Source organism: Natrinema halophilum (assembly GCF_013402815.2).
Classification (GTDB): Archaea; Halobacteriota; Halobacteria; order Halobacteriales; family Natrialbaceae; genus Natrinema; species Natrinema halophilum.
The window spans coordinates 4,284,932-4,310,456 of the sequence record NZ_CP058601.1 but is presented as its reverse complement, the minus strand read 5'-3'; the positions used below and the strand labels follow the sequence as shown (position 1 = coordinate 4,310,456).

The window sequence follows — 25,525 nt, the reverse complement described above, 5'->3', positions numbered from 1 at the left end:
ACCATCCGAACACGAATCCGAATTCGAGCGGTTCCTCACTCGAGGTGCCGGACCCGCCGTGTGATCCACCGATGACCATGGAAAAGGAGTTCGATCCCTACCTGCGAATCGACGACGTGACCGTCGATCGCACCGACGTCGAGATGCTGCGCGCCATCGACGACTGTGGTTCGCTGTCCGGCGCGGCCGACGCACTCGAGCGGTCGTATCCGCGCCTCCAACAACGGGTCGTCGCGCTCGAGGACTCGGTCGGGCCTCTGGTACAGCGCACTCGCGGTGGGGCCGATGGGGGCGGCAGTTCGTTGACGGAGGCGGCCCGGAGTCTCCTCGAGCGATTCGACCGGCTGGTCGCGGCCTACGAGGGCGTCGCTCGCGTCGACGAGTCGGTGCTTTCGGGAACAGTGGTCGAACGCGACGGAGAACTCGCAACCGTCGAGACGGGTGCGGGGACGGTCCTCGCGGTCGTTCCCGCGGACACCCCATCCGTTGCCGTGTCGATTCGATCTGACGCGGTCAGCCTTCACGCTCCGAGCGACGCACCGCCGGCCGACGGAACCAGCGTCCGCAACCGCTTTCCGGGAACTGTCTCGTGGCTCGAGACCGGCAACGCCGTCGCTCGAGTAGGAATCGAACTCGAAAACGAACCGACAGCCGGCGACGAGCTCCCCGAGCTCGTGGCGCTCGTCACGCGTCGGAGCGTCGAGGCACTCGGACTGGAGTCCGGTCGGTCAGTCGTCGCCTCTGTGAAGGCGACGGCTGCACGAGGGGTCGCGACCGAGGAGTCGAGGCGACGAGGCGAGGGCGGCTGACCGTCCGGAGTAACAGTCGACACAGCACTCCGTGACGCTCGCTGTCCGTTTGCGCGACTCGAAAGCCGATGGATCAGGCTGGGCCCGGTTTGCGGGGCCCCTTGATCTAGTCTCGAAGCACACTGTTGTCGCGTTCACCGTCTCTACCCCTGCTCGCAGCACCGTGCGGAATTGGATCAGGGTCAGTTCGCCATCCCGAGAGCCACAGTACTATCTCACAGCAACCCCTATCGGTACGCATGTACGATTCCATACTGGTCGCGACCGACGGAAGCGAGACCGCGTCGACCGCCGTCGACCACGCAGTCGAACTCGCCGAGCGATTCGACGCATCGCTGTACGGAATCGCCGTCGTCGACGACCGAACTGCATACGACACGGGTATAATCGACCCTGAAGAGGCCGAACAACACCTTCGAGAGCGGGCTGCGGGCTGGCTCGAGGAACTCGAAGCGCGGGCGGCGAATGCCGGCGTGGCCGTCGAGACAACGGTTCGAACCGGTGTTCCCCACGAAGAGATCCTCCAGTACGCGACAGCGACGGATATCGATGTGGTCGTGGTCGGAGCGCGCGGCCGGTCTTCCTTCAAAGGTGCATTGCTCGGAAGCACCGTGGACAGAGTCGTCAGGGTCGCAGATCGGACGGTACTGGTCGTCGGGAACTCGAGTGCGTCTTCTACCGGGTCGGCCTGAGTACGAACGACAGGGTGAGCCCGGCAGGAACCGACAGTATGGATGCCACCCCGAGTGATGGAGGGAGAACACTTACCTTCGCGGTTGTGTGACGTAGCCGTATGTCACTGCTCGTTCCGTTCGACGGATCGGAGTTAGCGACGAAAGCGCTCGAGCGCGCGTCGACGTTCGGCGACCTGCTCGACGAGGAGGTCATCGTGGTGACGGTCATTCCGGACGATGCCGGATATGCTCGGGATCGAGGGTGGATTACGGAGGGCGAACCGTTCGATCCGGAAGCGATCGCCGAAGGGATGAACCGTCGCGCCACCGAGGTTGCACCGGCAGCGACCGTTCGAATCGAACGGGTGAGTTCCGACGAGCCAACTGCGACGTCGACGACGAACGTCGTTCGCGAAATTCGGCGGATCGCCGGCGAAATCGAGGCCTCGGTCGTCTTCATCGGCTCCGAGAACGCCGGCTCGGTCATCGCACCCCAGTCCAGCGTCGGGAGCCCCGTCGCAAACGATCAGCGCTACGACGTCTACGTGGTTCGCGAACCCGACAGCGACGCCGATCCGGACGACATGGCCGATATCGATTCGACCCAGAACGGCCTTTGACGGCGAATGCAACCGGCTGGACAGCAACGGGGGAGACGATTGCCGAATACGATCTGTGAAAGCGCCCACCCTGAATTTCACGGATCGCACACCGCAGTCGGGGGTCACAAATCGCACGCTGGACGGCGATTCGGAGGAACGTTTATTCCGCTGTCCGACTACGATTCGCACGAAATATGGACGATCGGAACGGGTGGAACCGAGACGCCGCCGCGTTGACGGGGGCCACCCACAGCCCGCCGCAGTCGTTCGTCGAACAGGCGAACGTCTCGGACCCGGGCATCTACGAGGCGTTCGCAGAGAACTGGCCGGCGTGCTGGGAGCGAGCGGCAGACCTCCTTTCGTGGGACGACGAATACGAGACCGTTCTCGATGAAACGGATGCGCCCTTTTATCGGTGGTTTCCGGACGGTCGGCTCAACGCCGCCTACAACTGCCTCGACCGACACCTCGAGGCGGGGCGAAAGAACCACGCGGCGATCCGCTGGGAGGGAAAGCAAGGGGAGCGACGGACCTACACCTATCGGGATCTGTACGTCGAGGTCAACGAATTCGCGGCGGCCCTGCGGAACCTCGGCGTCGAAGAGGATGACGTCGTCACGATCTACCTGCCGATGATCCCGGAACTGCCGATCGCGATGCTGGCCTGCGCTCGGATCGGCGCACCACACAGCGTCGTCTTTGCGGGGCTCTCGGCGGATGCACTCGCGACGCGAATGGCGGCTGCTGACAGCGAGTACCTCGTCACCTGTGACGGATACTACCGCCGCGGAGATGCCTTCAACCAGAAGAGTAAGGCCGACAACGCCCGTATCGGATGCGAGCAAGACGTCCGAACAGTCGTCGTCGACCGGCTCGGAGACGATTTACCACACGTACTCGGCGACGACGAGTGGGACTATCACGAGCTCCGTGAGGAGTTCGCTGGCGAAACTGTCGAGCCGGTCTCCCGGAAGGCGACGGACATGCTGTTTCTCATGTACACGTCGGGGACGACCGGCGAGCCGAAGGGCGTCGTCCACGCAACCGGGGGTTATCTCGCCCACGTGGCGTGGACGAGTCACGCCGTTCTCGACGTAAAACCTGCCGACACCTACTGGTGTGCGGCCGACATCGGCTGGATCACCGGCCACTCGTACATCGTGTACGGCCCGCTCGCGCTGGGGACGACGACGGTGATGTACGAGGGAACTCCCGATTATCCGGATCGCGATCGGCTCTGGAAGATCGTCGACCGCAACGCCGTCGACGTCTTTTACACGGCGCCGACGGCCATTCGTGCGTTCATGAAATGGGGTGCCGAGTATCCGGGCGGATACGACCTCTCGAGCCTGCGCTTGCTCGGTACCGTCGGTGAGCCGATCAGCCCCCGCCCGTGGAACTGGTACCGCGAACACGTCGGCGGCGGCGACTGTCCAGTGGTCGACACCTGGTGGCAGACCGAAACCGGTGCCGTGGCGATTTCGACGCTGCCGGGAATCGACGAGATGAAACCCGGCTCCGCCGGTCCGGCGCTCCCGGGAATCGACGTCGAGATCGTCGACCAGAGCGGAGACGAGGTCACGCCGGGTGAGGCCGGCTACCTCACGATTACCCGTCCGTGGCCGGGGATGGCCAGAACGCTGTACGACAACGACGAGCGATTCGTCGCCGAGTACTGGCAGCGGTTCTCCGACCCCGATGCCGACGAGTGGCGCTACTTCAGCGGTGACACGGCCCGCATCGACGATGACGGCTACATCTCCGTCCTCGGCCGGGTCGACGACGTGATCTCCGTCTCCGGCCACCGACTGGGCACCATGGAAATCGAAAGCGCAATCGCCGACGTCGATGGCGTCGCCGAGGCCGCTGTCGTCGGCCGCTCGAGCGAGACTGGTGACACCGAAATCTACGCGTACGTGAGCACGGAGCGCGGCCGCGATCCGAACACAGCCGTCCGACAGGCGATTTTCGAAAATATCGAGTCTTCGATCGGGCCGATCGCCAGACCGACGGCCGTGGTCTTCACGCCGGAACTCCCCAAGACGCGATCGGGCAAGATCATGCGCCGTCTGCTCGAGGACGTCGCCAACGGCGAAGAACTGGGCGATACGAGCGCGCTGCGCAATCCCGAGATCGTCGGCGAGATACAGGCCGAAATCGAAGACGACGGCAGCGAACGAACGCCATGATTTCGCTTTTCCTACTATCGCGAAACGGACGTTAGGGGTGGAGATGCGGCCAACCTACTTATTCGCCATAGAACGCGGCCACAGACGATACAGTTATGTTCGCGTCTCCAGAACGAGCGAACCATGAGTCTCGAGGAGCCCGAGGCGTCGGTGCTGACGCGACAGGAGTTCGAAACGTTCCTCGATGCCGCCGGGACCTACCGCGAGGCGCTGGTGCTTCGTCTCTGTGGTGACGTGGGGCTCCGACCGGCAGAGCTGACGCGACTCACGATCGACGACATCGAACAGGTGCGGATCGATCCGCCCCGATATCTGGTGCGGGTGCCGGACGATGATGCCGGGCGCGACCGAACCGCGTACCTTCCGACTCGCGTCGAACGCGAGCTGCGGCGGTACGCCCGCAGTAACGACCTCACGCGCGACGATCGGATTTTCACCGTTACGGCCCGCCGGCTCCAGATGCTCGTCTCGGACGTCGCCGAACGCGCGAGCGAACTGATCGGAGATCCGAACCTTGCGGACGTCTCTACGAGCGACCTCCGACAGTATTTCGCCCACACGGCCCTGATCGAACACGACGTCAACCCCCGTGTTGTCAAGACGGCGGGCGGCTGGCAGAGTTTCGAAGCTCTCGAGCCCTATCTGCCGGAACCGTCGGACGCCGAGATAGTCGACGCGTTCGACGCCGTCGAGCGGCCGTCCGGCCCCCGATCTGGTATCCCACAGTCCGGTCCCGCGGTGAGTGACGACAGCGTCGTCCGACTGTTGCTCGCCGCGAGCGACCGGTACGGGCTGGTTCGTCTCGACGAGGACGGCTACGTCGAACGCTGGAACCGTAGCGCGGCCGCAATGTTCGGCTACAGAGCCGGAGAGATCGTCGGGACGCACGTTTCGGCTTTTTATCCCGACGACGCCGTCGAGAAGAGTGAACCCGAACGGACCCTCTCGACGGCTCTCGAGGAGTCAGGCATGGAAACCGACGGCTGGCGCGTCCACAAGGACGGTTCGCTGTTTCGCGCGACCGAAGTCGTCTCGCCGCTTCGAGACGACCGGGGACGCCACAGGGGCTTTGCCGTCTTCGTGCGCGACGTCACGGCCGCCCACGACGAACTCGAGGCTGCGCGCGAGCGCCGTGCCGAACTCGCAGAACTGTACGCGGTCGCTCGGTGCCATCGAGACGTCACCCACGCGCTGCTCGAGTCGACCGATCACGAGGAAGTCGAGACGACGACGTGTGCGGCGCTCGCCGACGGTCGTGCCTACGACTTCGCCTGGATCGACCGGGCGACAGTGGCGGACCACCGTCGAGAATGGCGCGCGTCAGGCGGGATCGAGCCGGACGTGGTCGAGCAGGTCGTACCCGACAAATGGCGCGAGGACGAATCGTCCGTCGGCGATGACCTGCGGCCGTCTGATCCCGTCGGCACAGAAGACCGATCGGTCATCGTTGCGGACGACGTCACGGCGACGATCGACGGCGAGTCGTTCGAGGGAGCCGTCGCACGGGTATCCCTGGCCTACGGCGATACCGTTTACGGGACGCTTTCGGTCGCGACCGAGCGTCAGGCTGCGTTCGAAGACGACGAGCGAGGCTGGCTCGAGACGATCGGCCACCAGATCGGCTACGCGATCGCCGCCATTCGTCGGCGAAACCTTCTGTTATCGGATCGGGTGACCGAACTCGAGGTTACGTGTCGCGACGACCGATCGTTCCTCGTCGACGCCTCGGGGCAATTCGACTGCCGATTCGAGCTCGATTCGCTGGTCCCGATCGGGGAATCGACGCGGCTCTATTACGTTCGCCTCGAGGGGGCATCGCCGGCGGACGTCTTCGTACTCGCCGAGGCCGATCCGGGGATCGAGGACTGCCGTCTCGTCGAGACGCACGAGGACGGCTGGCGCGTCGAGTTCATCGTCGATGGCTCCTGTCCGGTCGTCACCTTGAGCGAGTACGGCGTTACCGTTCACGGAGCGGTTTTCGAGGGTGGGGCGGCGACGATCACCGGTGACTGCGCGGCCGACGCAGATCTCCGAACGATCGTCGATGGCCTCCGCGCAGCGTTTCCCGACTCGAAACTGGTCGGGAAACGCGAAGTCGAACGAACCGTCCAGACGGCTCGCGAGTTCCGGGAGGGCCTCGAAGATCGGCTGACGGATCGTCAGGAGGCGGCGCTCCGGGCGGCCTACTTCGGAGGGTACTACGATTGGCCCCGTGAAAGCACCGCCGAGGAAGTTGCCGACGCGATGGGCGTTTCCTCGCCGACGTTGCACAACCACCTGCGGAAAGGCCAGCACGAATTGCTTCGGACGTTCTTCGACGAACCGGACAGGTAACTCGCGACCACAGGCAGGAATTGAACAGGTAACTCGCGACCACAGGCAGGAATTGAACAGGTAACTCGCGACCACAGGCAGGAATTGAACAGGTAACTCGCGACCACAGGCAGGAATTGAACAGGTAACTCGCGACCACTGGGTGACGGCGGGCAATCAGGAGCCGATCGGTGCCTTCGGATGAACGATTCGATCCTAAATCTCTAGACAGCCATTCTGTTCCCCGTGAGAATTCCGATCCGACACGGACCGATCAGTACCGAACGATGATGGGCGATTGTGTTCTGTATTTTCCCGGTGAAACGAACCTCGTTCAGGTCGGATCGTAGTCAGTAACTCCAACGCGGATCCACAAATAGCGGGTCGATTTTGCACAGCTAGAGGCCGCCTTTACTATGATCGTTGTTGATTGAGGGAGTGTACCATGTCACAGGATGATGCCAGTCTCGAGGCGCGACTCGAAGAACAGGAGGCCTTCGAGCCTCCGGAGTCGTTCGTCGAGCAAGCAAACATCACGGATCCGGGGATCTACGACGAGTTCGAGGAGAACTGGCCGGCGAGTTGGGAACGTGCTGCCGACCTTCTCTCGTGGGAGGAAGCGTACGATACCGTCCTCGAGGACGGAGATGCCCCCTTCTACGAGTGGTTTACCGGCGGCAAACTCAACGCGTCGTACAACTGTCTCGATCGTCACGTAGAAGACGGAGCCGGCGACAGCACGGCGATCGAGTGGGAGGGCGAACTCGGGGAAACGCGCACCTACAGCTACGCGGAATTGCTGGACGAAGTCGAAGATTTCGCCGCGACGCTGCGTGACCTGGGCGTCGAAGAGGACGACGTCGTCACGCTGTACATGCCGATGATACCGGAGCTGCCGATCGCGATGCTCGCCTGCGCTCGCATCGGGGCGCCTCACAGCGTCGTCTTCGCCGGCTTCTCGGCCGATGCGCTCGCGACCCGCATGAACTCGGCCGAAAGCGAGTATCTGGTCACCTGTGACGGGTACTATCGACGGGGCGACGCGCTGGATCATCTCTCGAAGACGAACGAGGGCCTCGAGGGAGTCGATCACGGAGTATCGGACGTCGTCGTCGTCGATCGGCTGGGCGACGACGGAGAGCACGACCTCACGGACAACCAGCACGATTACGACGACCTGGTGGCCGACCACGAGGGCTCGTCGGTCGAGCCCGTTTCGCGGGACGCCGAGGATATGCTGTTCCTGATGTACACGTCGGGGACGACCGGTCAACCGAAGGGTGTAAAGCACACGACCGGTGGGTATCTGGCGTACACCGCGTGGACGAGCCACGCCGTCCTCGACATCGAGGCCGAGGACACCTACTGGTGTTCGGCCGACATCGGCTGGATCACCGGCCACTCGTACATCGTGTACGGACCGATGGCGCTCGGAACGACGACCGTGATGTACGAAGGGACGCCCGACTATCCCGACAAAGACCGACTGTGGGAAATCGTCGAGAAAAACGAGGTCGACATCTTCTACACGGCACCGACGGCCATCCGCGCGTTCATGAAGTGGGGATCGGAGTACCCCGACAAGCACGACCTCTCGAGTCTGCGCTTGCTCGGCACCGTCGGCGAACCGATCAATCCGCGCGCGTGGAAGTGGTACTACAAACACATCGGCGACGAAGAGTGCCCGATCGTCGACACCTGGTGGCAGACCGAGACCGGTGGCATGATGATCACGACGCTGCCGGGGATCAATATCATGAAGCCCGGTTCAGCCGGTCCACCGCTGCCGGGGATCGACGCCCGGGTCGTCGACGCACAGGGTGAGGAAGTCGACGCCGGCCAGGCAGGGTACGTCACGGTCGACAATCCCTGGCCCGGCATGCTCCGGACGCTGTACAACAACGACGAGCGGTTCATAGACGAGTACTGGCAGGAGTACTCCGACGAGGAGGCCGACGAGTGGGTCTACTTCCCCGAAGACGGTGCGAAGATCGACGACGACGGCTACATCACCATCCTCGGACGGGTCGACGACGTGATAAACGTCTCCGGCCACCGCCTCGGAACGATGGAGATCGAATCGGCGGTCGTTGGCGTCGAAGGTATTGCCGAAGCCGCGGTCGTCGGTGGCGAACACGAGGTGAAAGGCGAAGCCGTCTACGTCTATGCTATTTCCGAAGACGGCTACGAGCCGAACGACGATCTCGAAGAGCGTGTCATCGACGGCGTCCTCGACTCCATCGGGCCGATCGCCAAACCCGAGGAAGTGATATTCACGCCCGAGCTCCCCAAGACCCGCTCGGGCAAGATCATGCGCCGCCTGCTCGAGGATATCGCGAGCGGGAACGACCTCGGTAACACGTCGACGCTGCGCAACCCCGACGTCGTCGACGATATTGCAGAGCAGGTATCGAGCGACTGACAAACATCCGATTTTCGAGGACACACGCACCATAACACGCAATTTACGATCATATGCCAGACAATAACAACCATGATTCGACTGCCGAACGAGCCGCAACTGACGGTGGCGTTGCCGGAAAACCCGGCCAGGCCCACCGAAACACCGACTATCTCAACGCGGAGGTAAACCTGCTGAAGCCGAGTACGCTGTTCATGCGCGACCATCTCCGCGTGGTCTGGACCGGCTTCGCGATCTGGTTCGTCATCGTCTTCGGTCCGGTGACGCTGACGCGATTCGCACCCGGCGTCATGACGAGCCAGGTTCCGGGATTCGGCTTTCCGCTGCACTATTTCCTCGTCGCAATCGGTGCGCCGACCGGCGCACTGATCCTCTCGTTTTGGTACGCACGGAAGCGAGATGCGCTCGACCGGAAGTACGGTATCGAGCACTCGACCACCGAGGAAACCGGCCGCGGTGGCGAAGCTGCGGTGACCGACGGCGGGCACCAGACTGGAGGAGGTGACGACGAATGACCGGGGCTGCAAGCGTCGTCTTGCAGAGCGGGCTCCTCCCGGAGGGACTGAACGTTTCGTTCAAGATCGGCCCAGCCATCCTGGTCCTTTCGATGTTGCTCCTGTTCCTCGCGATCGGTTTCGTCTTCCGCGTTGCCGATACCGAGGACATGTGGGTCGCCGGCCGATCCATCGGAAACGTCGAGAACGGAATGGCGATCGGCGCAAACTGGATGTCCGCCGCATCCTACCTCGGGATGGCGGCGCTGATCGCACTGTCTGGCTTCTATGGCCTGGCGTTCGTCGTCGGTTGGACGACGGGCTATTTCATTTTGTTAATCTTTCTGGCCGCACAGCTACGCCGGTTCGGGAAGTACACCGCACCGGATTTCGTCGGCGACCGCTTCAATTCTGACGCTGCACGTGCGATCGCCGCGGTTACCACCTTCCTCATCGGGTTCGTCTACTCGATCGGACAGGCTCGAGGCATGGGTCTGGTCGGCCTCTACATCTTCGGCGACATCGGGCTACCCGGGTTATCCGGCTACCAGTCGATGGTCGTGTTCATGATGGCAATCACGGTCGGGTACCTCACTATCTCGGGGATGCTGGGCGCGACGAAGAACATGGCCGTCCAGTACGTCATCCTCATCACCGCGTTCATCGTCGGCCTCTACGTCGTCGGCTTCACGCAGGGGTACTCGACGGTGCTTCCGCAACTCGAGTACGGAGCGCTGATCAGCCAACTCGGCAACGAGTTCAGCGAACCCTTCACGAGCGGGAGCTACTATCTGTGGATCGCGACGTGTTTCTCGTTGATCGTCGGCACGTGCGGACTCCCGCACGTGCTGGTTCGGTTCTACACGGTCGAGAGCGAGCGGACCGCCCGTTGGTCGACGGTCTGGGGGCTGTTCTTCATCTGCCTGCTGTACTGGAGCGCCCCCGCGTTCGCCGCGTTCGGCACCGATCTCTTTTCGGAGAACGTCGGTGCGGTCTACGGCGATCCCGGGATGAGCAGCGCCGCCGGTGACGTCATCGTCGTCCTCGCGGCGCAGTTGGCGGAACTTCCACAGTGGTTCGTCGGCCTCGTCGCCGCTGGCGGTATCGCCGCGGCGATCGCGACGGTCGCCGGGCTGTTCATCGCCGGTTCGTCGGCGATATCTCACGACATCTACACGAATATCATCAACCCCGACGCGACCCAGCGCCAGCAGGTGCTGGTCGGGCGTCTGAGCATCGTCGCACTGGGCGTGCTGACGACGGTGGCCGCGCTCAACCCGGCGGCACCCATCGCTGCGCTGGTGTCCTATGCGTTCTCGCTTGCCGGTTCCGTGCTCTTCCCGATGTTCTTCCTCGGAATGTGGTGGGAAAACACCAATCGGCAGGGCGCGCTCGCCGGCATGCTCACCGGACTGACCATCTGGACGATTCCGATGATAAACGAAGTGATGCCGACGTACACTGGTGCCGAAGGCCCGTACGTTCCGGTGCTCGCCCAATGGGTACCCGCGATCGGCTCCGCACTAATCGCGGTCCCGGTCGTGTTCGCCGTCACTATCGTCGTGTCGATGGCGACCGACGAGCCGGATATGGAGACGAAAAAGATCGTCCGCCAGTGTCACAGCCCCGAACCCATGACTCGCCAGCAAACCGCCGAAGACGTCGTCACCGACGGGGGCGAGACCCCTTCGGGAGACTAACAATGTACGACCAGATACTCGTTCCCACGGACGGCAGCGATACGGCCGAAGCGGCCGTCGAACACGCGCTCGATCTCGCCGAGCAGTACGGGGCGACCGTACACGCCCTGTACGTCGTCGACACCGATTCGATGAGCCTCAGCCTCGGCGGCGAACAACTCGACCGCATCGAACAGGGCCGGTACGGCGAGATGGAGGAGGTCCGCGAGCGGGCCGATCGAGCGACCGGCTACGTCGCCGACCGCGCTCGAGACCGCGGCCTCGAGACCGTCGAGCACGTTTCGGCGGGGAAACCGCACTCGCTGATCGCGAATTACATCGACGATCAGGACGTCGACCTCGTCGTCATGGGGTCGCACGGTCGCTCGGGGATCAGACGAGCATTGCTCGGCAGCGTCACCGAACGGACGCTTCGATCGACGCACGTTCCGGTCCTCGTCGTCGACGTCGAGGATACCGACTAGCGGATTGCGGAGACGACGGCATTTTTCCGGTTGTGAAACCGTCCACACCGGCCCGGTCGACGGACGACCGAGCGCTACCGATCCTGTTGACCGGTCGCGAGTTTGAAACTCCAGATCAGGCCGAAATAGGCCGCGATTCCCGCGAGCATGAACATGTAGTACGCCCACGTCGGCCCGTCGAGGACCCGGAAGACGAGATCGACCGCTGTCACCCAGACGACAGCGAACGCCAGATCGGTCAGAATCCCCCACCGTTCCTCGCGGGCGGTCTCGAGCCACTCGCGAAGCCCCGTCATCGAACCGTCACCCGGCTCCCGGAGTCGACCATGGTGAGACTGTTCCGCAGGGTTTCGAAAAAGCTTGTCGGAGGGATCGTTCGAGTCCGTCCTCGTCCGCTTACTCGTCCCAGTATTCCGTCTCGTCGTCGATCCGGTAGTATCCCTCGAACGTCCGTTCGTCGCGACCACCCGGGGGTGAGCCGACGTAGACGCCGAACTTGTTCATCTCGGGATAGATGGTGACGTCCGGCTCGTTCATCGTCGACATCATCAGATACCGGAGCGGCTCGTCGCCGTCGTTGATGATCCGATGACCGCCGCTTTCGTCTGCCGGCAGGGTCACGAAGTCGCCGGCCGTCAGCGACTCGAGGCCGTCAGCAGTTTTCAGCTGTCCGTCACCTTCCAGTACGTAGATCGCCTCCTCGTTTGCCGTGTGATAGTGGTACGGCCACGACCGCATTCCCGCCGGGAGTTCGTACAGGCTGCAACCGAGGTCCGAGGCATCGACGGCGCTCGAAAGTTCCTTTCGCCGGAAGACAGTTTCCTCGCGGTCGTACGCTTTCCAGTCGACGGTCGACTCGTTTACCTTTTCCATACCGCCTCTCACTCGCGCCGGTTGTTTATTGTTCGGTGTCGGATACCGCGTCGACGGACGTATCTGCCTCGCCAGCGCGTTCCAGTCGGTCGGCCGCGGTCTCTCGACCGTCCGTCGCCGGCACCACCTCCGTCCCGTCACACGCCGCGAGTCCCTGTGCTGGCATATTATTGTACACGGTCTCGTATCCGTCGGCGTCCACGAGATAGGTTTCGTGCCAGATGCCGACGGCGGGGTCCTCTTTGGTTCCGTTCTCGTAGTACTTCTGCCAGGCGGGGACGTGTAACCGGTCGCCGTCGTGGGCATACGCCCGGAGGGCATCGAACGATTCCCAGTACTGGACGAAGGCGACGTTCCTGATGCCGGGGCCCACCACCGTTCGACTCTCGAGGAGGCCGGATTCCGTATCACCGAGCAACTCACGAACCAGCCGAGGAGCGAGCAACAGCAGCGGGAGCCATCGATGAACCTTCCAGAACGCGTTAATTCGCATTCCGATGTGGAAGACGACGAACTCCTCGTCGCGTTCGGCGGTGACTCTCCGTTCGATCACGTCCTCAGTAGCGTCGTCCCGTTCCGTCATCACACTCATACTCGTGGCGTTCCTGCTTGCCGATTGCCCCAACATGTTGGTGTCGACTCCCGCCGTCCGATATCCGGTCGTCGCAGACCGGTACGAGCCGACCGTAGACCGACTGCCGACCGTCATCGAGGATCGACGATGATCCGCGCGCAGTTTCGTATCCGTCTGCCGGACGGCGTGTGGGTGAGGGAGGTTTCGGAGGCGTTTCCCGATGCGAGCTTCAAACTCCTGGCCGGCTATCGGTTGGAGGGGAAAGCGATCGAACTCGGCGAAATCGTCGCCGACGAAGCCGACGCCTGCGTCGACGCGATGCGCGCTCATCCGGCGATCGCCCGTTTCGAATTGCTCGAATCGGCCGGCAGACGCGCGCTCGGCAAGTACGAGGTGTCAGATACGAACCTGTACGAGTTCGTCGATACCTCGTCGCTCCCCATCGAGTTCCCAATCGTCGCCCGGAACGGCTGGTTTACATTCGACCTGACCGGAACGCGCGAGGAACTCGAGCGCCTCCAGACGGTACTGGAGACGGCGGACGTCGCGTACGAACTGCAGTCGGTGATCACCACGACGGAGACGGAATCGCTGTTGACCGATCGCCAGCGGGAGGTCCTCGAAGCCGCCATACGCGAGGGCTACTTCGAAGTTCCGCGGGAGTGTACGCTCGCGGACCTCGCCGACACAGTCGACGTCGACAAGTCGACCGCGAGTACGATTCTCCGTCGCGGGCAGGCGACGGTGCTCAAATGGTTTCTGTCAGGCCCGGAAGCGAAGGGGAGACGCGTGCGATAACGCGGTAGGTCGCTGCGAGTGGCTGTGCTCCCGACGGGTGCGTTCCGAGAACAACACGCCGAAAACGAAACCACCTAACCTCGTCAGAGAGTGGAACAGGGCATGCACGAGGATAGCGAGGTCGCCGTTCTCCGACTCGGCCACCGCCCCGGTCGGGACGATCGGATGACGACCCACGTCGGGTTGACCGCTCGAGCGCTGGGTGCCGACCGCGTTCTCTTTCCCGACAACGCCGGCCAGTCGCTCGAGACGGTCGCGGACATCACCGACCGGTTCGGCGGCCCCTTCGCGGCCGAGCTCACCGACTCCCCGCTCGGCGACATCCGCGATTGGGAGGGCCGAGTCGTCCACCTCACGATGTACGGCGAGCGCGTCCAGGACGTCGAAGCGGACATCCGGGCGGCCCACGAATCCGCGGGCGACGCACTCTTGCTCGTCGTCGGCTCGGAAAAAGTGTCGTTCGACGTCTACGAAGAAGCCGACTGGAACGTCGGCGTCACCAACCAGCCCCACTCAGAAGTGGCCGGTCTCGCCGTTTTCCTCGACCGGCTATTCGAGGGTCGGGAACTCGAGCAAGAATGGGTTGACGCTGATCGGCGCGTGACCCCGATGGAAACGGGCAAGCGCGTCGAGTCGGTAGACGACGAAGAATAGCGCCCACGGAGTACTCGTGGGCGGTCGGCTCAGCCAGTCGGCTGAAAGAGCCGGAGCGGACGGATCAGGGCAGCGGTCGAAAGAGGCGGCCCGGACGAATCAACCGACGACAGATCATCCGATCGATCGCTGCCGTCTCTCGTTCGTCTTCGTCGAATACGTATCCGTTTCCACCCCGTTCTATCGAACCAGACGGCCGGAGAATCTCGTGGAGACGGACAAAATCCGATTCGAGGAGTCGGCCTTGTTGAAACCCTCAATCGCAGCTTACGCTGGGTTTTCGTTCTGAGGGTGAAATGCTGTCAGCCGCAGAAGCGCGAAAGCGAGAAGCAATACCAGGCCACTCCCGATGAGCGTGACCACGAGGTCATTGGCGACAGGAGCTGTGACGAGTGAGGTGACCGCGCGTGGAATGACGATCCCTGCGAATCCAACAGCTACAGATCCGAGTGCTACTGCCGTTGCACGTGCCTGGCGCGGGACCAGCGTCATCACTCCCACCACAACGAGAAAGAAACCGACAGTTGCTGCAGGTAGCGGGTCTAAGATGACTCCCAACATGTATGCCGCGAGTGTGAGTCCGCTTGCGATAGCAAGGAGTGCATCGAACCCCAGTTCTCGGTATATTTCTCCCATAGGAGATGATGTCCGGAGATCAGTTAAAAGTGTAACTGTCGTTCAAATCGAACTGAGAGCTAGAAGTTGGAGAATACTCGCCAGTTCCGGAGACAGCATCCCTGGCGGAGCGTGAACGGCTTCCGTGATTAGCGTAATGAGAACTGAACACCCGCACGGCGAGCCAACGCTATCGTACGTGCAACGAACCCGAGGAACGGTGATTTCGAAGGGCCATCCATCATCACTCGCTACTCAAACGTCACGTTTCTCAGTGTGACTTTCAATAACGCTGATGAGTACGGGTCGGTCACAGCTCTCCCCAGCGGTAAGCGGACGGTCGGCCTCGCGGAAAATTTCGAGTACTCACCCGGTGAGTTGGACCTCCGCTCCCGTCGACTCCACTTCGTCGACGGTGGTCCACCGCCACTCTCCGTTCGCCATTCGTCGACGCCGTCACGACAGAGCCAGCAGCCGATCGAGGCGGGCACCCAACCGCCTCCCCAGCCGCCGTCCCGCACCTGAACGATGCCCCTGGTAACGACGATCGAACAGAAGGCGACTTCGGCGATTCCCGGATCGATGGTGACATCGATACCGGTTGGACCGGAGACGACATCGACGGCGGACTGGACGAAAACGAACAGCAGCAAGTTCGTCGCAGTTTCGGTGCGCTCGAGTCCGATCCGGGAGAGAATACCGGCGAGAACGACCACGGCAGCGACGTCACTCACCTCGATCCGTTCGCGAATTCGTTACCAGAGACAGTGTCCGTATTTTTACAAGGAGATGCATCGGTACGAACCATGGTGATCGTGTCGACGTGCTCGAGCCTGATCACCTGCTTTCGTCCGCCGAATGTAAGAAGAGATACTTTTATATCATGACCTTCGGTACCACAGTTCATGAATCTGGAAGCGGTCGAACTCTCTGCGCGAGACGGAAACGTCGCGAAGCTCTTCGATCAGACGGCAGCCCACCACGGTGGCGCGCAAGCGATGGAACACCACGGCCGGCGGTGGACGCACGAGGAGGTACGCGACTGGACCGCTGCGTTCGCCGGCGGCCTGCACGATCTCGGCCTCGAGCCGGGCGATCGGATGCTCCTTTTTCTGCCGAACTGTCCGCAGTACCTGATCGCTTCGATCGGCGCGTTCAAAGCAGGGGTCGTGATCTCTCCAGTCAATCCACAGTACAAGCGTCGCGAAGTGGCGTATCAGCTCGAGGATACGGACGCGAGCGCGATCGTCACCCATCCGGCGCTTCGTCCGATCGTCGATCAGGCGACCGAAGACGCCGGAATGGAACCCGACGTGATCACCATACGGAGTGAGGATTGGGATCGCGACCCGGACGATCAGGCGTTCGAGGAACTTCGCGGCGAATCGACGCTGGTCGAGCGCGACGGCAACGACGTGGCCCTGCTGCCGTACACCTCCGGAACGACCGGCGATCCGAAAGGCGTCCAGCTTACCCACGACAACACGCGAGCGCAGTTGCTGTGGCCCCTGACCGCATCTAACGTCGACGTCGAACCCGACGACGTTCGCAGCCTCACCTGGCTCCCGCTGTATCACATCACCGGCTTTACCCACACCGCCCTCCAGCCGCTCGTCGGTGGCGGGCGGCTCTACTTTCGCAGCGCGCTCGAGTGGGACGCCGCGGAGTGTATGCAACTCATCGAGGACGAAGAGATCACCCACTTCGTCGGCGTAACGACGATGTACGCGGACATGGTCGACGCCGACGACTTCGGCGAATACGACCTCAGCAGCCTCGAGTCTGCCTCCGAAGGCGGCGCGAAGCTTTCGACCGCGGTTCAGGAACGGTTCGAAGAAACCGCTGGCGTCGACATCTCGGAGGGGTACGGGCTAACCGAAACCCACGGTGCAACCCACACCCAGATGGGGTCGACGTTCGGCCTGGAACACGGCACGATCGGCCAGCCGCTCCGGATGACCGACTGCAAAATCGTCGACGATTCGGGTGAGGAAGTCCCATCGGGCGACGAAGGAGAACTCCTCGTTCGTGGGCCACAGGTGATGAAAGGCTACCACGAGCTGCCCGAAGCGACCGACGCCGCCTTCACCGAAACCGGCTACTTCCGAACTGGCGACATCGCCCGACGCAACGGAAATAATTACTACGAGATCGTCGACCGAAAGAAGCACGTCATCGTCACCGCCGGCTACAACGTCTACCCCAGCGAACTCGAGAACCTCCTGCTCGATCACGACGCCGTCGCGGACGCCGCCGTCGTCGGGGTTCCCGACGAGCGCCGAAACGAGGTACCAAAGGCCTTCGTCGTCCCTGCATCCGATATCGAGCCCGGCGCGGACGTTACGGCCGAAGATATCAAAGAATTCTGTCTCGATGAAGTCGCTGGCTACAAACACCCACGCGAGATCGAATTCATCGACGAGCTCCCACGGACGACGTCCGGAAAGGTACAGAAGTACAAACTCGAAGACGCGGGCTGACTTCTTCTACGACCGAAGTCGTGTGCGTTCGCGCTGTTTTCGCCGTGAACGCGCTTCGGATCGGTAGCTCACGATCGTCACGGGGCCGGCACCGCTCTCGACGCGTTCGTACCAGATATGGGACCTCTGCGTGCGAACGATGGCCGAACCGAGGGTGGGTCACATGCCCGATTCGGCGCAGTGACCGACCGAGCGGCCCGTTGAATGGTCGCTCCGGATTCTTTCGTCCGTCCCGGAAATCGGACAGAGTCGGTTCGCCGTATCCGTCCGACAGATTTCGGGTTCGGGATCGGCTGTCGAACCGTCAGTCGATAGCCCAAATCGAGTCCTCACCGTCGCCATTCGAGACGACGGCCGAATTCACGCCCGCACCGCGAGCCACTGTCGGCGAGTAGTTGATAAGACTTAATGGCTTCATGCCGTTATACGTTGGTAATGGCTTTTGAGGACCTGCTCGAGGACCCGGTGATCCAGAAATATTTGCACGAGCTGGTCGGTCCAAAGGGGATGCCCGTCGCGGCGGCACCCCCTGACGGAGAGGTGACCGACGAGGAACTCGCGGAGGAACTCGATCTCGAGTTAAACGACGTGCGCCGAGCGCTGTTTATTCTGTACGAGAACGATCTCGCCAGCTATCGCCGGTTGCGCGACGAAGACTCCGGGTGGCTGACTTACCTCTGGACGTTCGAGTACGACAACATTCCTGAGAATCTCGAAGAGGAGATGTATCGGCTCCACGAGGCCCTCGAGGACCGACGCGAGTACGAGCGAAACCACGAGTTCTACCTCTGTGAGATCTGCTCTATCCGATTCGAGTTCGGCGAGGCAATGGACTTCGGCTTCGAGTGTCCGGAGTGTGGCTCGCCGCTCGAATCGATGGACAATAATCGACTGGTCACCGCGATGGACGACCGCCTCGACGCACTCGAGGACGAACTCAACATCGACGCGGACGCCTGATGGTCGTACTCGCAACCAAGATATACGTCGAGGGGGGCGCCCGCGAACGAGCGCTGGACTCGCTTCGTTCGCTGGTCGACAACGAGATCGGGGACCTCGACGTGGCGTTCGAACTTGGCGTTCGCCACGACGACTTCCCGTCGGTGACCATCGAGGGTGAAGACGCTATCGTCGCCCGTAACGTCCTCCGAGAGGAATTCGGCGAGATCGTCCCCGATCTCGAGGTGGGGGAAACCTACGTCGGGACGCTGGAATCCTGGGACGAAGCGGGAATCGTCCTCGACGCCGGACAGGCGGTTCGGATACAGACCGACGAACTCGGACTCGGGCCCGGATCACCGGCGCAGATCCGCGACAGATACGGGCTCGTCCAGCACATGCCGATGCAGTTCGTATACGGCAGCGAGGATGACGCGGACGGCGAACCACACCGGCTCGCCGACGCCGAATGTGATCGCCTCTACGAGTGGACTCGAGGCACCGGCCGTCTCAACGTCAATAGCGCGACTCGAGCGGAAGTGCGAGCGACGCTCAACCGGGCGGGTCACGCACAGGATTACGTCACCGTCGAACGGCTCGGATTACTCGAACAAAGCGTACTCTGCACCGAGAACACCGATCCACCGGGATTGCTGGCGAGCATCGGCGAGTACCTCCCGGCGGAACTTCGTTGTGTCGTGCCATAGCATGAATCGGCGACTCGTATATGCAGTGATCGCGGTTGCCTTGCTTACGATGGGAGCGGGTTGTGCAGCGATTTTCAACGGCGTTTCGGATGAACAGCTCGATCGAGAGCAAAATTACAGCGACCTCCGTGGAAGCGACGCAGACGTCAGGATCGACATCGAAGACGGGAACCTGATACGAAGCGGCGAGTTCCGAGCAGTCTATAACCTCAGCGCCACGAACGAACTGTCTCTTTACAGATCGACGATCTATCGCGAAGAGCCCTTACAGATACACAGCGTCCGCTACTGGTATCCAAACGGCACCGAGCTGACTGGCTCCGAACTCGATATCGAACAGGGACGATCAGCAACGACCGTCGAGGTTCCGGACGAAAACGGCACGCTCGCGTTCTCCGGCGAGGCTGGCCGCAAGACGATCAGATTACCGACCTACGTTAGTGGGTCCTACCAGGTGACGATTCCGGACAAACATCGAACGACGAATTTCCTGTTCGGAGACGTCACTCCGGGCGGATACGAGCGCGAAATCGTCGGAGGGCAGGAGCGACTCACCTGGGACGAAATCGAAGCAGACAGGACGATCTCGCTTCGATACTATCTGGTCCGAGATATCCCGCTGTTCCTCGGTCTCATTGGAGTGGCTGTTCTGTTCGGCGGTATCGGGATTGGCTACTATTACCGTCAGGTCAAACAGTTACAGGAACAACGCGAGAAGTACGGTGTCGACGTCAACGACGATTCAGACAGCGGACCACCCCCGGGGCTCCGGTAAGGCAATCACCGTCGAACGGTCTTCGATCGAGTTCGACCGGTCATCGTTCATCCATCAGCGATGAATCGCTTGCTCGTTGAGCCAAACTGTCTTCGTGCCATCGATCTGGACTCTACCCTTGACGTGGGTCGTGTTCATATGCGATGGCTCGAGCGACTCAGGCCGAACGGTTCGAGGGCCGTCGACGTCGTCCACAAGCCAGCCGTAGTAGTAGCCATCGTCGTCCGTGACATCGAGAACGAGTAGTTCCGGGTTATCGACCCGGACAGACGTTCGGAAGGTCGATCCAAAGACGCGCGGGAGATCGACGACGCTGATTCTCTCGTCGGTAACGGTTATCGTCCCCGCGTTCCACGGATCGTCGGCATCCGCGAGCGTCGAGTCGTCTGCGATGCCGAGAACGGAGACTACAGATCCGGCGCTGATGCAGTATCGAGAGCTATCGAGGCTAAATGTAAGTACCGTGTCAACCTCGTCGTCAGTACCGATCCTGTCGTTGGAAGCCGATCCCATTCGATGCGATGACTGTCGACGCGGAAAGTAAACGTTCCGGATCGGACCCTCCCGACCGTTCAGTACTACGTCCTGTCGATGGCGGAGAACCGCACGGTTCGTTTGGAATCGGTCCCTCATCGGTGCCGTGAGATCTGCGTCGATCGAGCGATACGTCGTCCGCAGATCGGAATCCGTCTACTCACCGCGGGCTTCGCCTCGGCGCCGGCAGACCAGGGGCCCATCTTCTTGTCAGCGGATCGCATACACGCGTGCATGGAGGAGATTACACTCGGCGTTCCGAAACCGATCCTGGAGCGACTACCGGCCGACGACGAGAACGCAGCGGCGGACATGCAAGAGGCAGTCGCAGGATGGGAACGGCAACTGAACGGGATACTCGAGGAAGCCGACGACGAGCGAGAAGCCGTCAGCCGCGTTCTCGAGGTAATCGATCGATTCGAGGAGCGCTACGAGACGTACGACGACATGGTCCCCGAGTTGCGAGCCTGGGGGCAGTCCCCCATCTACGCGATTGCGTGGCGAACTCTCTACGCGGACGTAATCGCCCAGCTTCACGACCATGACGACCTCGGCGATCAACTCGATCGCGAACGAAACGCGAGGTTGGTAGAAGACGGTATTCGACTGCGCGACCTGTGACGGTCGCTTCCCGCTCGACGGCTGGTGATTACACCAGCTTATACCAACTGTGTAATACGTAGACAAACGTCCACACGGGGGCCTACCGGTCCGTTTTCGCCCCTCTCGGAAATAAGTCGGGACAAATACACAAACTCTTGAACAGTAACGATTTTGTAGTCACACTCGAGAGAAGCACCCGTGGCGACGACAACCGACGAAACTGCTTCGGACATTGCTGGTGGGATCGATCTGACGACGCGCGTTCGTCGTCGGATTCTCCCCGCGCTTCATCGGATCAAAGAGCCACTCGGTGGCTACGCTATCTGTAGACAGCATCCGGACGAGTACGTCGGAACCGTCAGGCGGCCCCTCAGTGGAGTTCGGTCCACGCTCGACGGGATGGATTTCGATCCAGAACCGATCGCCTCCCTGAAAGTCCACGACGACGGCAGGCTCTCGGCTGGAAGCTGGGTTCGACGCGAATCGTCGTTGGCGACGTGGCAGCTACATGTCGCGCTATTTCGGACCGGCGGAAGTACCGGTGCCGTCGACGTATTTGCTCACCGAGAGTACTCCTGGCTTCGACATCCGTACAAGCACTACACCCGCGAGGGCTGGGACGTTCACAGCGGCGTCGAACGAATGCGATCGCTACTGTCGGACCACGACGTCTCCTTTCGGATCGAATAGCAGCCTGCGAACGGGCCTGGAGAGCACACACGCCCTGCTCACACCGACCCCCTCGTCCCAAGCCTTCAAATTCTCGGCCTGGCTAACGGTCGTATGGAGTTCGCTGTGTCCCGCGACGGGACGACGCTCATTACTCTTCATGGAGGATCCGATACGACCGCTCGTGACGACGCGACGGCGGAACTCGACGACGCTCTCGGAGCCCTCGCAACCGATGGGAAGATAACCGAGTGGGCCGTTCGCGACGCAGAGGTGTACGAACACCCGACCGCACCGTTCGATCCGTATACGATCACGCTCACGTTTTCGGTGACAGTGACCGTGGAGGCCGACGAGGCGGACGTCGCAGCGGACCGTGGCACACGTCGGATCGACGACGCGCTCGAGCGGGCCGAACTCGACTCCGTCTCCTATACGTCCTCACCGGAAACGACGGCGGCCTGAACACGGACGGCGACCGTCAGTCGACCGTCGGGAGAAGCCCCGAATCATCACTCACGCATCCGCAAGGCCGGAATCGACGGAGGACACAGGTATCGCGACGTTCGTTCGTCGGATCGCGGTCGAAGCAGGAGTACCCCCTCGCCAGCACCGATGGGTTTGCGCCCGGACTTATGGCATCCGCGCACGTCTCTCGAGTATGGAAATCGATCTCCGGTTCTTCGCTACCTTCCGGGAAGCCGTTGGGGAAAAGGAACGAACGCGCACGGTCGACGACGACGCGACCGTCGGCGAGGTCCTCGCCGCACTCGAAGCCGAGTACGACGACCTCGAAGGGCGATTGCTCGAGAGCGGGACGATTCGGCCCCAGTTGAGCGTGTTGAAAAACGGGCGCAACGTGGTTCATATGGCTGGCGTCGAAACGACGCTGAGAGACGGTGACGTGGTCTCGGTGTTCCCGCCGGTCGCCGGCGGATAACGTGTAACCGAAAATCGAAGTTCGCCGCCATGACAGCCTTTTTCCCGCGGAGTATAGGCAGTAATGTCTGATCGAGGAAATTGCTGAATTGGTAGTTCATCTCGGGTTCGACAGGGTCGTCGACCGCGATGAAACTCGGACGACGAGTCAGCAAATATGCCTGTTCATCGGCATCGTATTCGTGTTGCTCGCGAGTGCCCTGGCTATCACAACCGGCCCGTTGTACGGACTCGCTGCAGGAATTATCGCCGTGGCACTCCTCCGTTATGGTGTGTGATCGCACCGCAAAGGCGAGAACGAATTAATTTTGAACTCCAGCAGCCGTGGGCGATTCGTACGCGCGTTGTAGCGCCCGTTTCGAAGACGTCTGACACCGACCGCTGCCCGACAGTATATCCGTCCAGCCGTCGAACGAAGTGTATGGCAACGCGTCTGGAGCGCTCCTTTCGCGGTATCTCCGAACGGCTCGCGGTCCGCTATTTGACGAACCTTGGCGGACGACGGATCGACGAGCACACCGTCGAGGGCGACGACTGGACGGCGACGCTCTCCTCGGAAACGGTCGAAATCGGGCCGTCCTTGTCGCTGACCGAAGTGACAGTCATCTTCGAGGGCGAAGAAGACACCCTCGAGTCGCTCGTCGAACGGTTCGCACAGAAGGCGATGCGCGCGGGTGGATGAATGTCGGGCGAACCGATCGCCGGGCAGGTACTCTTGCTAACGGCCGCGAAAGCCAGCGTGCCGGGATCCGCGCTTCCCTCTCTGATCGACCGCGTACAGACGCTGCTGGAGCCGGAACTCGACCGGTACCGACGGGACTACGAACGCCTATTCTCGGACGAAACCCTCGAGATTTTTCTCGTCGACCGCGGCCACTGGAACGAGATCGGAAACGCACTCGACGTGACCGATCGCGAACTGGCAGCCGTCCGTCGCACCCACGAAGAACAGTTGTTATCGATCGGTCGGCGGACGGATCGCGAATCCGAGTTCGAAACGGCACTCGAGATTCGCGACCCAGTGGTTATCGGACGCGTCGGGACGGCATCCGAACCGGATGAGTGAAGCCGGATGAATCGACGGTATGCAGCAGTGGCGCTCGTCCGATATCCCGTCGACGATACGCCTCGGATTCGATGGCAACCATAAAGATAGTGTTCCCCCATTGGCAAAGCACTGAGACGATGGCCATCGATCAGGAGACCGAGATGACCGACGGTGAGATCGACGACTTTCTCAGTCGTCGCGAGACGGGGGTGCTATCGCTTGCACGTACCAACGAACCCTATGCAATCCCTATTTCGTACGGTTACGACCACGATGAGCGTGAGTTCTATATGCGCCTGGTGTCGACGCCCGAAAGCGAAAAGCGTCAGTTTCTAGAATCCTCTCCCCAGGCTCGACTCGTCGTCTACGACGAGTCTGGGTCGACGTACCGGAGCATCATCGCCACGGGAAAACTAGAGAACATCGATCCGCCCGACCTCACACCGGGGGAAATCGCCCAGTACGGGGATGCGAAACGGCCGTTATTCGAAATCTGGGCCGAGGGAAAGAAATCGCTGAATATCGAACTCTATCGCCTCGAGCCGACGACACTCAACGGGCGACGAACCGACGTCGATCGCGAGGCATAATACGCCGTTTCGCTGGGAAACGAGAATCGAAGCGTACACGAGCGAACGTCAGTTTTCACTCTGTTGCTCCGCACCGAAGTCCGATGGCGTCACCGACGTCGCACAGACAGGACAGCCGTGTGTAAGCGTGGCTTCCCGCATCGATTCGTTGACTTCGATCTCCTGCCCGCACTCGGGGCACGTAAACTGATATCGACTCATAGCGGAGCGGTGATGTGAAACCTCGGTTGTGTACGTATTGCTGTGGGTCCAATATATATATCGTTGCGGTTCGATACCGTTTGCCTGTAGGTCCCGATACGTTCATGAGTCTCGAGTTTCGAACCGACTCGTGTGGCGCTTCCACGGCGTAAACCTGTGAGTCTTTCACGATGGGGCACTCGGCGTTCCGACGGTTTTCCGGCGCGCATCGGATCGACACGTCCGTCGAACGGTCGTCCGGCTTCGGCCGAATTCGATTCGGACACGTCTTCGACAGAGGCCACAGTGACAGCCGTTCCCTCGTGTTTGCACGTCGAAACACTGCGCGTCAGAGGTCGTCGGCGAATCGCCGGTCGATCCACCAGCCGTACGGATTGGACTGTCTTCCGTCTCCGTCCGTTACTGTTCGAGACGAGTCGAGATCTCGGTAACTTGCACGGGTAGGGAGAGAGAGAGAGACGGCCTCTAGCTCGCTTCCCGTGTCGATACTGTTTCGGCCGACCGATAGTTCCTTTTTTCACGTGGGATACAGTTAAGCGGCATGCCGATGAACAGTTCACATACGGGTGAGCTGATAGATGCCCTCGACCGGCGATCCACGACCCCCGCTCCCCGAGTGGATCACGGACGCCTACGCCATCCTTTCGGATTACACAACGGATACGGATTCCGAGAAGAGAGAGTACACCGTTCCCTCTATCGAACGTGAACGCGCGATCGAAATCCTCCGTTCGGCGGACGAACTGGCGCTCGAGCCGGAGGACGCCGATCATGCGATTACACGCTTGATCGAGCGGGGGTATTTTTACGAGGTCGACAACGAGTTGCGTGTCACCCTTCCGTCCGGAATGCAGTGACG

30 protein-coding genes are annotated in these 25,525 nt (G+C 61.6%); 23 read left to right on the top strand and 7 right to left on the bottom strand.

From position 1 onward, the window contains the following. Positions 1–77: 77 nt before the first annotated feature. The 9 genes from HYG82_RS41540 (at position 78) to HYG82_RS41500 (ending at position 11,667) form a co-directional block, all read left to right on the top strand. Positions 78–809, top strand: coding sequence for a TOBE domain-containing protein (locus HYG82_RS41540; RefSeq protein ID WP_179264684.1), 732 nt, complete (start codon positions 78–80; stop codon positions 807–809). A gap of 239 nt (positions 810–1,048) precedes the next feature. After that, complete coding sequence (locus HYG82_RS41535) at positions 1,049–1,501, top strand: universal stress protein (protein WP_179264185.1); 453 nt, start codon at positions 1,049–1,051, stop codon at positions 1,499–1,501. Positions 1,502–1,602: 101 nt separating this feature from the next. Beyond that, positions 1,603–2,103: a universal stress protein gene (locus HYG82_RS41530; protein ID WP_179264183.1), complete on the top strand. Its 501-nt coding sequence runs from the start codon at positions 1,603–1,605 to the stop codon at positions 2,101–2,103. 176 nt (positions 2,104–2,279) lie between these two features. Beyond that, complete coding sequence (gene acs / locus HYG82_RS41525) at positions 2,280–4,274, top strand: acetate--CoA ligase (RefSeq protein ID WP_179264181.1); 1,995 nt, start codon at positions 2,280–2,282, stop codon at positions 4,272–4,274. Positions 4,275–4,397: 123 nt separating this feature from the next. Next, positions 4,398–6,608, top strand: coding sequence for a bacterio-opsin activator domain-containing protein (locus HYG82_RS41520; protein ID WP_179264179.1), 2,211 nt, complete (start codon positions 4,398–4,400; stop codon positions 6,606–6,608). 424 nt (positions 6,609–7,032) lie between these two features. Further along, entirely contained in the window at positions 7,033–9,009 is a 1,977-nt protein-coding gene (gene acs / locus HYG82_RS41515) for an acetate--CoA ligase (protein WP_179264177.1), read from the top strand. A 53-nt stretch (positions 9,010–9,062) separates the two neighbouring features. Beyond that, on the top strand, positions 9,063–9,524 hold the full coding sequence (locus HYG82_RS41510) for a DUF4212 domain-containing protein (RefSeq protein WP_179264175.1): 462 nt from the start codon (positions 9,063–9,065) through the stop codon (positions 9,522–9,524). Continuing rightward, positions 9,521–11,203, top strand: a complete 1,683-nt coding sequence (locus tag HYG82_RS41505; RefSeq protein WP_179264173.1) for a VC_2705 family sodium/solute symporter — start codon at positions 9,521–9,523, stop codon at positions 11,201–11,203. Before HYG82_RS41510 ends, HYG82_RS41505 begins: the two co-directional genes overlap by 4 nt. Positions 11,204–11,205: 2 nt before the next feature. Then, positions 11,206–11,667, top strand: coding sequence for a universal stress protein (locus HYG82_RS41500; RefSeq protein ID WP_179264171.1), 462 nt, complete (start codon positions 11,206–11,208; stop codon positions 11,665–11,667). A 74-nt stretch (positions 11,668–11,741) separates the two neighbouring features. Here the strand turns inward: HYG82_RS41500 and HYG82_RS41495 are convergent, their stop codons facing one another. From HYG82_RS41495 to HYG82_RS41485, 3 genes are all read right to left on the bottom strand, one after another. Then, positions 11,742–11,963: a DUF8119 family protein gene (locus HYG82_RS41495; RefSeq protein ID WP_179264169.1), complete on the bottom strand. Its 222-nt coding sequence runs from the start codon at positions 11,961–11,963 to the stop codon at positions 11,742–11,744. A gap of 100 nt (positions 11,964–12,063) precedes the next feature. Beyond that, complete coding sequence (locus tag HYG82_RS41490; RefSeq protein WP_179264167.1) at positions 12,064–12,540, bottom strand: cupin domain-containing protein; 477 nt, start codon at positions 12,538–12,540, stop codon at positions 12,064–12,066. 25 nt (positions 12,541–12,565) lie between these two features. Then, complete coding sequence (locus tag HYG82_RS41485; protein ID WP_179264165.1) at positions 12,566–13,123, bottom strand: DUF4188 domain-containing protein; 558 nt, start codon at positions 13,121–13,123, stop codon at positions 12,566–12,568. 138 nt (positions 13,124–13,261) lie between these two features. Between HYG82_RS41485 and HYG82_RS41480 the strand changes: the two genes are divergently transcribed. Beyond that, entirely contained in the window at positions 13,262–13,912 is a 651-nt protein-coding gene (locus HYG82_RS41480; RefSeq protein WP_179264163.1) for a helix-turn-helix domain-containing protein, read from the top strand. Between the two features lie 102 nt (positions 13,913–14,014). Next, positions 14,015–14,566, top strand: a complete 552-nt coding sequence (locus tag HYG82_RS41475; protein ID WP_179264161.1) for a tRNA (cytidine(56)-2'-O)-methyltransferase — start codon at positions 14,015–14,017, stop codon at positions 14,564–14,566. Between the two features lie 267 nt (positions 14,567–14,833). On the opposite strand, the gene HYG82_RS41470 is transcribed toward HYG82_RS41475, so the two are convergent. Both HYG82_RS41470 and HYG82_RS41465 read right to left on the bottom strand, forming a co-directional pair. After that, positions 14,834–15,202 carry a hypothetical protein gene (locus HYG82_RS41470; protein ID WP_179264159.1) on the bottom strand — a complete coding sequence of 123 codons (369 nt, stop codon included), beginning with the start codon at positions 15,200–15,202 and terminating at the stop codon, positions 14,834–14,836. A gap of 230 nt (positions 15,203–15,432) precedes the next feature. Further along, a complete protein-coding gene (locus HYG82_RS41465) occupies positions 15,433–15,915 on the bottom strand; it encodes a hypothetical protein (protein WP_179264157.1) in 483 nt (160 codons plus the stop codon). A gap of 171 nt (positions 15,916–16,086) precedes the next feature. Here HYG82_RS41465 and HYG82_RS41460 point away from each other — a divergent pair, with 171 nt between their 5' ends. The 4 genes from HYG82_RS41460 (at position 16,087) to HYG82_RS41445 (ending at position 20,082) form a co-directional block, all read left to right on the top strand. Further along, positions 16,087–17,661 (top strand): class I adenylate-forming enzyme family protein, encoded by a 1,575-nt coding sequence (locus HYG82_RS41460; protein WP_179264155.1) that lies wholly within the window; start codon positions 16,087–16,089, stop codon positions 17,659–17,661. A 435-nt stretch (positions 17,662–18,096) separates the two neighbouring features. Next, the gene (gene tfe / locus HYG82_RS41455) at positions 18,097–18,621 is read left to right on the top strand and encodes a transcription factor E (protein ID WP_179264153.1); all 525 of its coding nucleotides are present in this window, start codon (positions 18,097–18,099) and stop codon (positions 18,619–18,621) included. Then, positions 18,621–19,307, top strand: a complete 687-nt coding sequence (locus tag HYG82_RS41450) for a DUF2110 family protein (RefSeq protein WP_179264151.1) — start codon at positions 18,621–18,623, stop codon at positions 19,305–19,307. Before tfe ends, HYG82_RS41450 begins: the two co-directional genes overlap by 1 nt. 1 nt (position 19,308) lies before the next feature. Beyond that, the gene (locus HYG82_RS41445) at positions 19,309–20,082 is read left to right on the top strand and encodes a DUF5803 family protein (protein ID WP_179264149.1); all 774 of its coding nucleotides are present in this window, start codon (positions 19,309–19,311) and stop codon (positions 20,080–20,082) included. 54 nt (positions 20,083–20,136) lie between these two features. Here HYG82_RS41445 and HYG82_RS41440 read toward each other — a convergent pair whose 3' ends face one another. Further along, positions 20,137–20,595, bottom strand: coding sequence for a chemotaxis protein CheW (locus HYG82_RS41440; RefSeq protein ID WP_179264147.1), 459 nt, complete (start codon positions 20,593–20,595; stop codon positions 20,137–20,139). A 255-nt stretch (positions 20,596–20,850) separates the two neighbouring features. Here HYG82_RS41440 and HYG82_RS41435 point away from each other — a divergent pair, with 255 nt between their 5' ends. The 7 genes from HYG82_RS41435 (at position 20,851) to HYG82_RS41405 (ending at position 24,465) form a co-directional block, all read left to right on the top strand. Further along, positions 20,851–21,237, top strand: a complete 387-nt coding sequence (locus tag HYG82_RS41435; protein WP_179264145.1) for a DUF7971 family protein — start codon at positions 20,851–20,853, stop codon at positions 21,235–21,237. 180 nt (positions 21,238–21,417) lie between these two features. Continuing rightward, positions 21,418–21,909 (top strand): hypothetical protein, encoded by a 492-nt coding sequence (locus HYG82_RS41430; RefSeq protein ID WP_179264143.1) that lies wholly within the window; start codon positions 21,418–21,420, stop codon positions 21,907–21,909. Positions 21,910–22,002: 93 nt separating this feature from the next. Continuing rightward, the gene (locus tag HYG82_RS41425) at positions 22,003–22,353 is read left to right on the top strand and encodes a hypothetical protein (protein ID WP_179264141.1); all 351 of its coding nucleotides are present in this window, start codon (positions 22,003–22,005) and stop codon (positions 22,351–22,353) included. 196 nt (positions 22,354–22,549) lie between these two features. Further along, entirely contained in the window at positions 22,550–22,828 is a 279-nt protein-coding gene (locus HYG82_RS41420) for a ubiquitin-like small modifier protein 1 (RefSeq protein WP_179264139.1), read from the top strand. A gap of 420 nt (positions 22,829–23,248) precedes the next feature. Next, entirely contained in the window at positions 23,249–23,509 is a 261-nt protein-coding gene (locus tag HYG82_RS41415; RefSeq protein ID WP_179264137.1) for a MoaD-like domain-containing protein, read from the top strand. Beyond that, positions 23,510–23,893, top strand: a complete 384-nt coding sequence (locus HYG82_RS41410; protein ID WP_179264135.1) for a DUF8048 family protein — start codon at positions 23,510–23,512, stop codon at positions 23,891–23,893. Positions 23,894–24,012: 119 nt separating this feature from the next. Further along, the gene (locus tag HYG82_RS41405) at positions 24,013–24,465 is read left to right on the top strand and encodes a pyridoxamine 5'-phosphate oxidase family protein (protein WP_179264133.1); all 453 of its coding nucleotides are present in this window, start codon (positions 24,013–24,015) and stop codon (positions 24,463–24,465) included. Positions 24,466–24,513: 48 nt separating this feature from the next. On the opposite strand, the gene HYG82_RS41400 is transcribed toward HYG82_RS41405, so the two are convergent. Then, positions 24,514–24,666: a DUF7560 family zinc ribbon protein gene (locus tag HYG82_RS41400; RefSeq protein WP_179264131.1), complete on the bottom strand. Its 153-nt coding sequence runs from the start codon at positions 24,664–24,666 to the stop codon at positions 24,514–24,516. Between the two features lie 578 nt (positions 24,667–25,244). Between HYG82_RS41400 and HYG82_RS41395 the strand changes: the two genes are divergently transcribed. Next, a complete protein-coding gene (locus tag HYG82_RS41395; protein WP_179264129.1) occupies positions 25,245–25,523 on the top strand; it encodes a hypothetical protein in 279 nt (92 codons plus the stop codon). Positions 25,524–25,525: the final 2 nt, after the last annotated feature.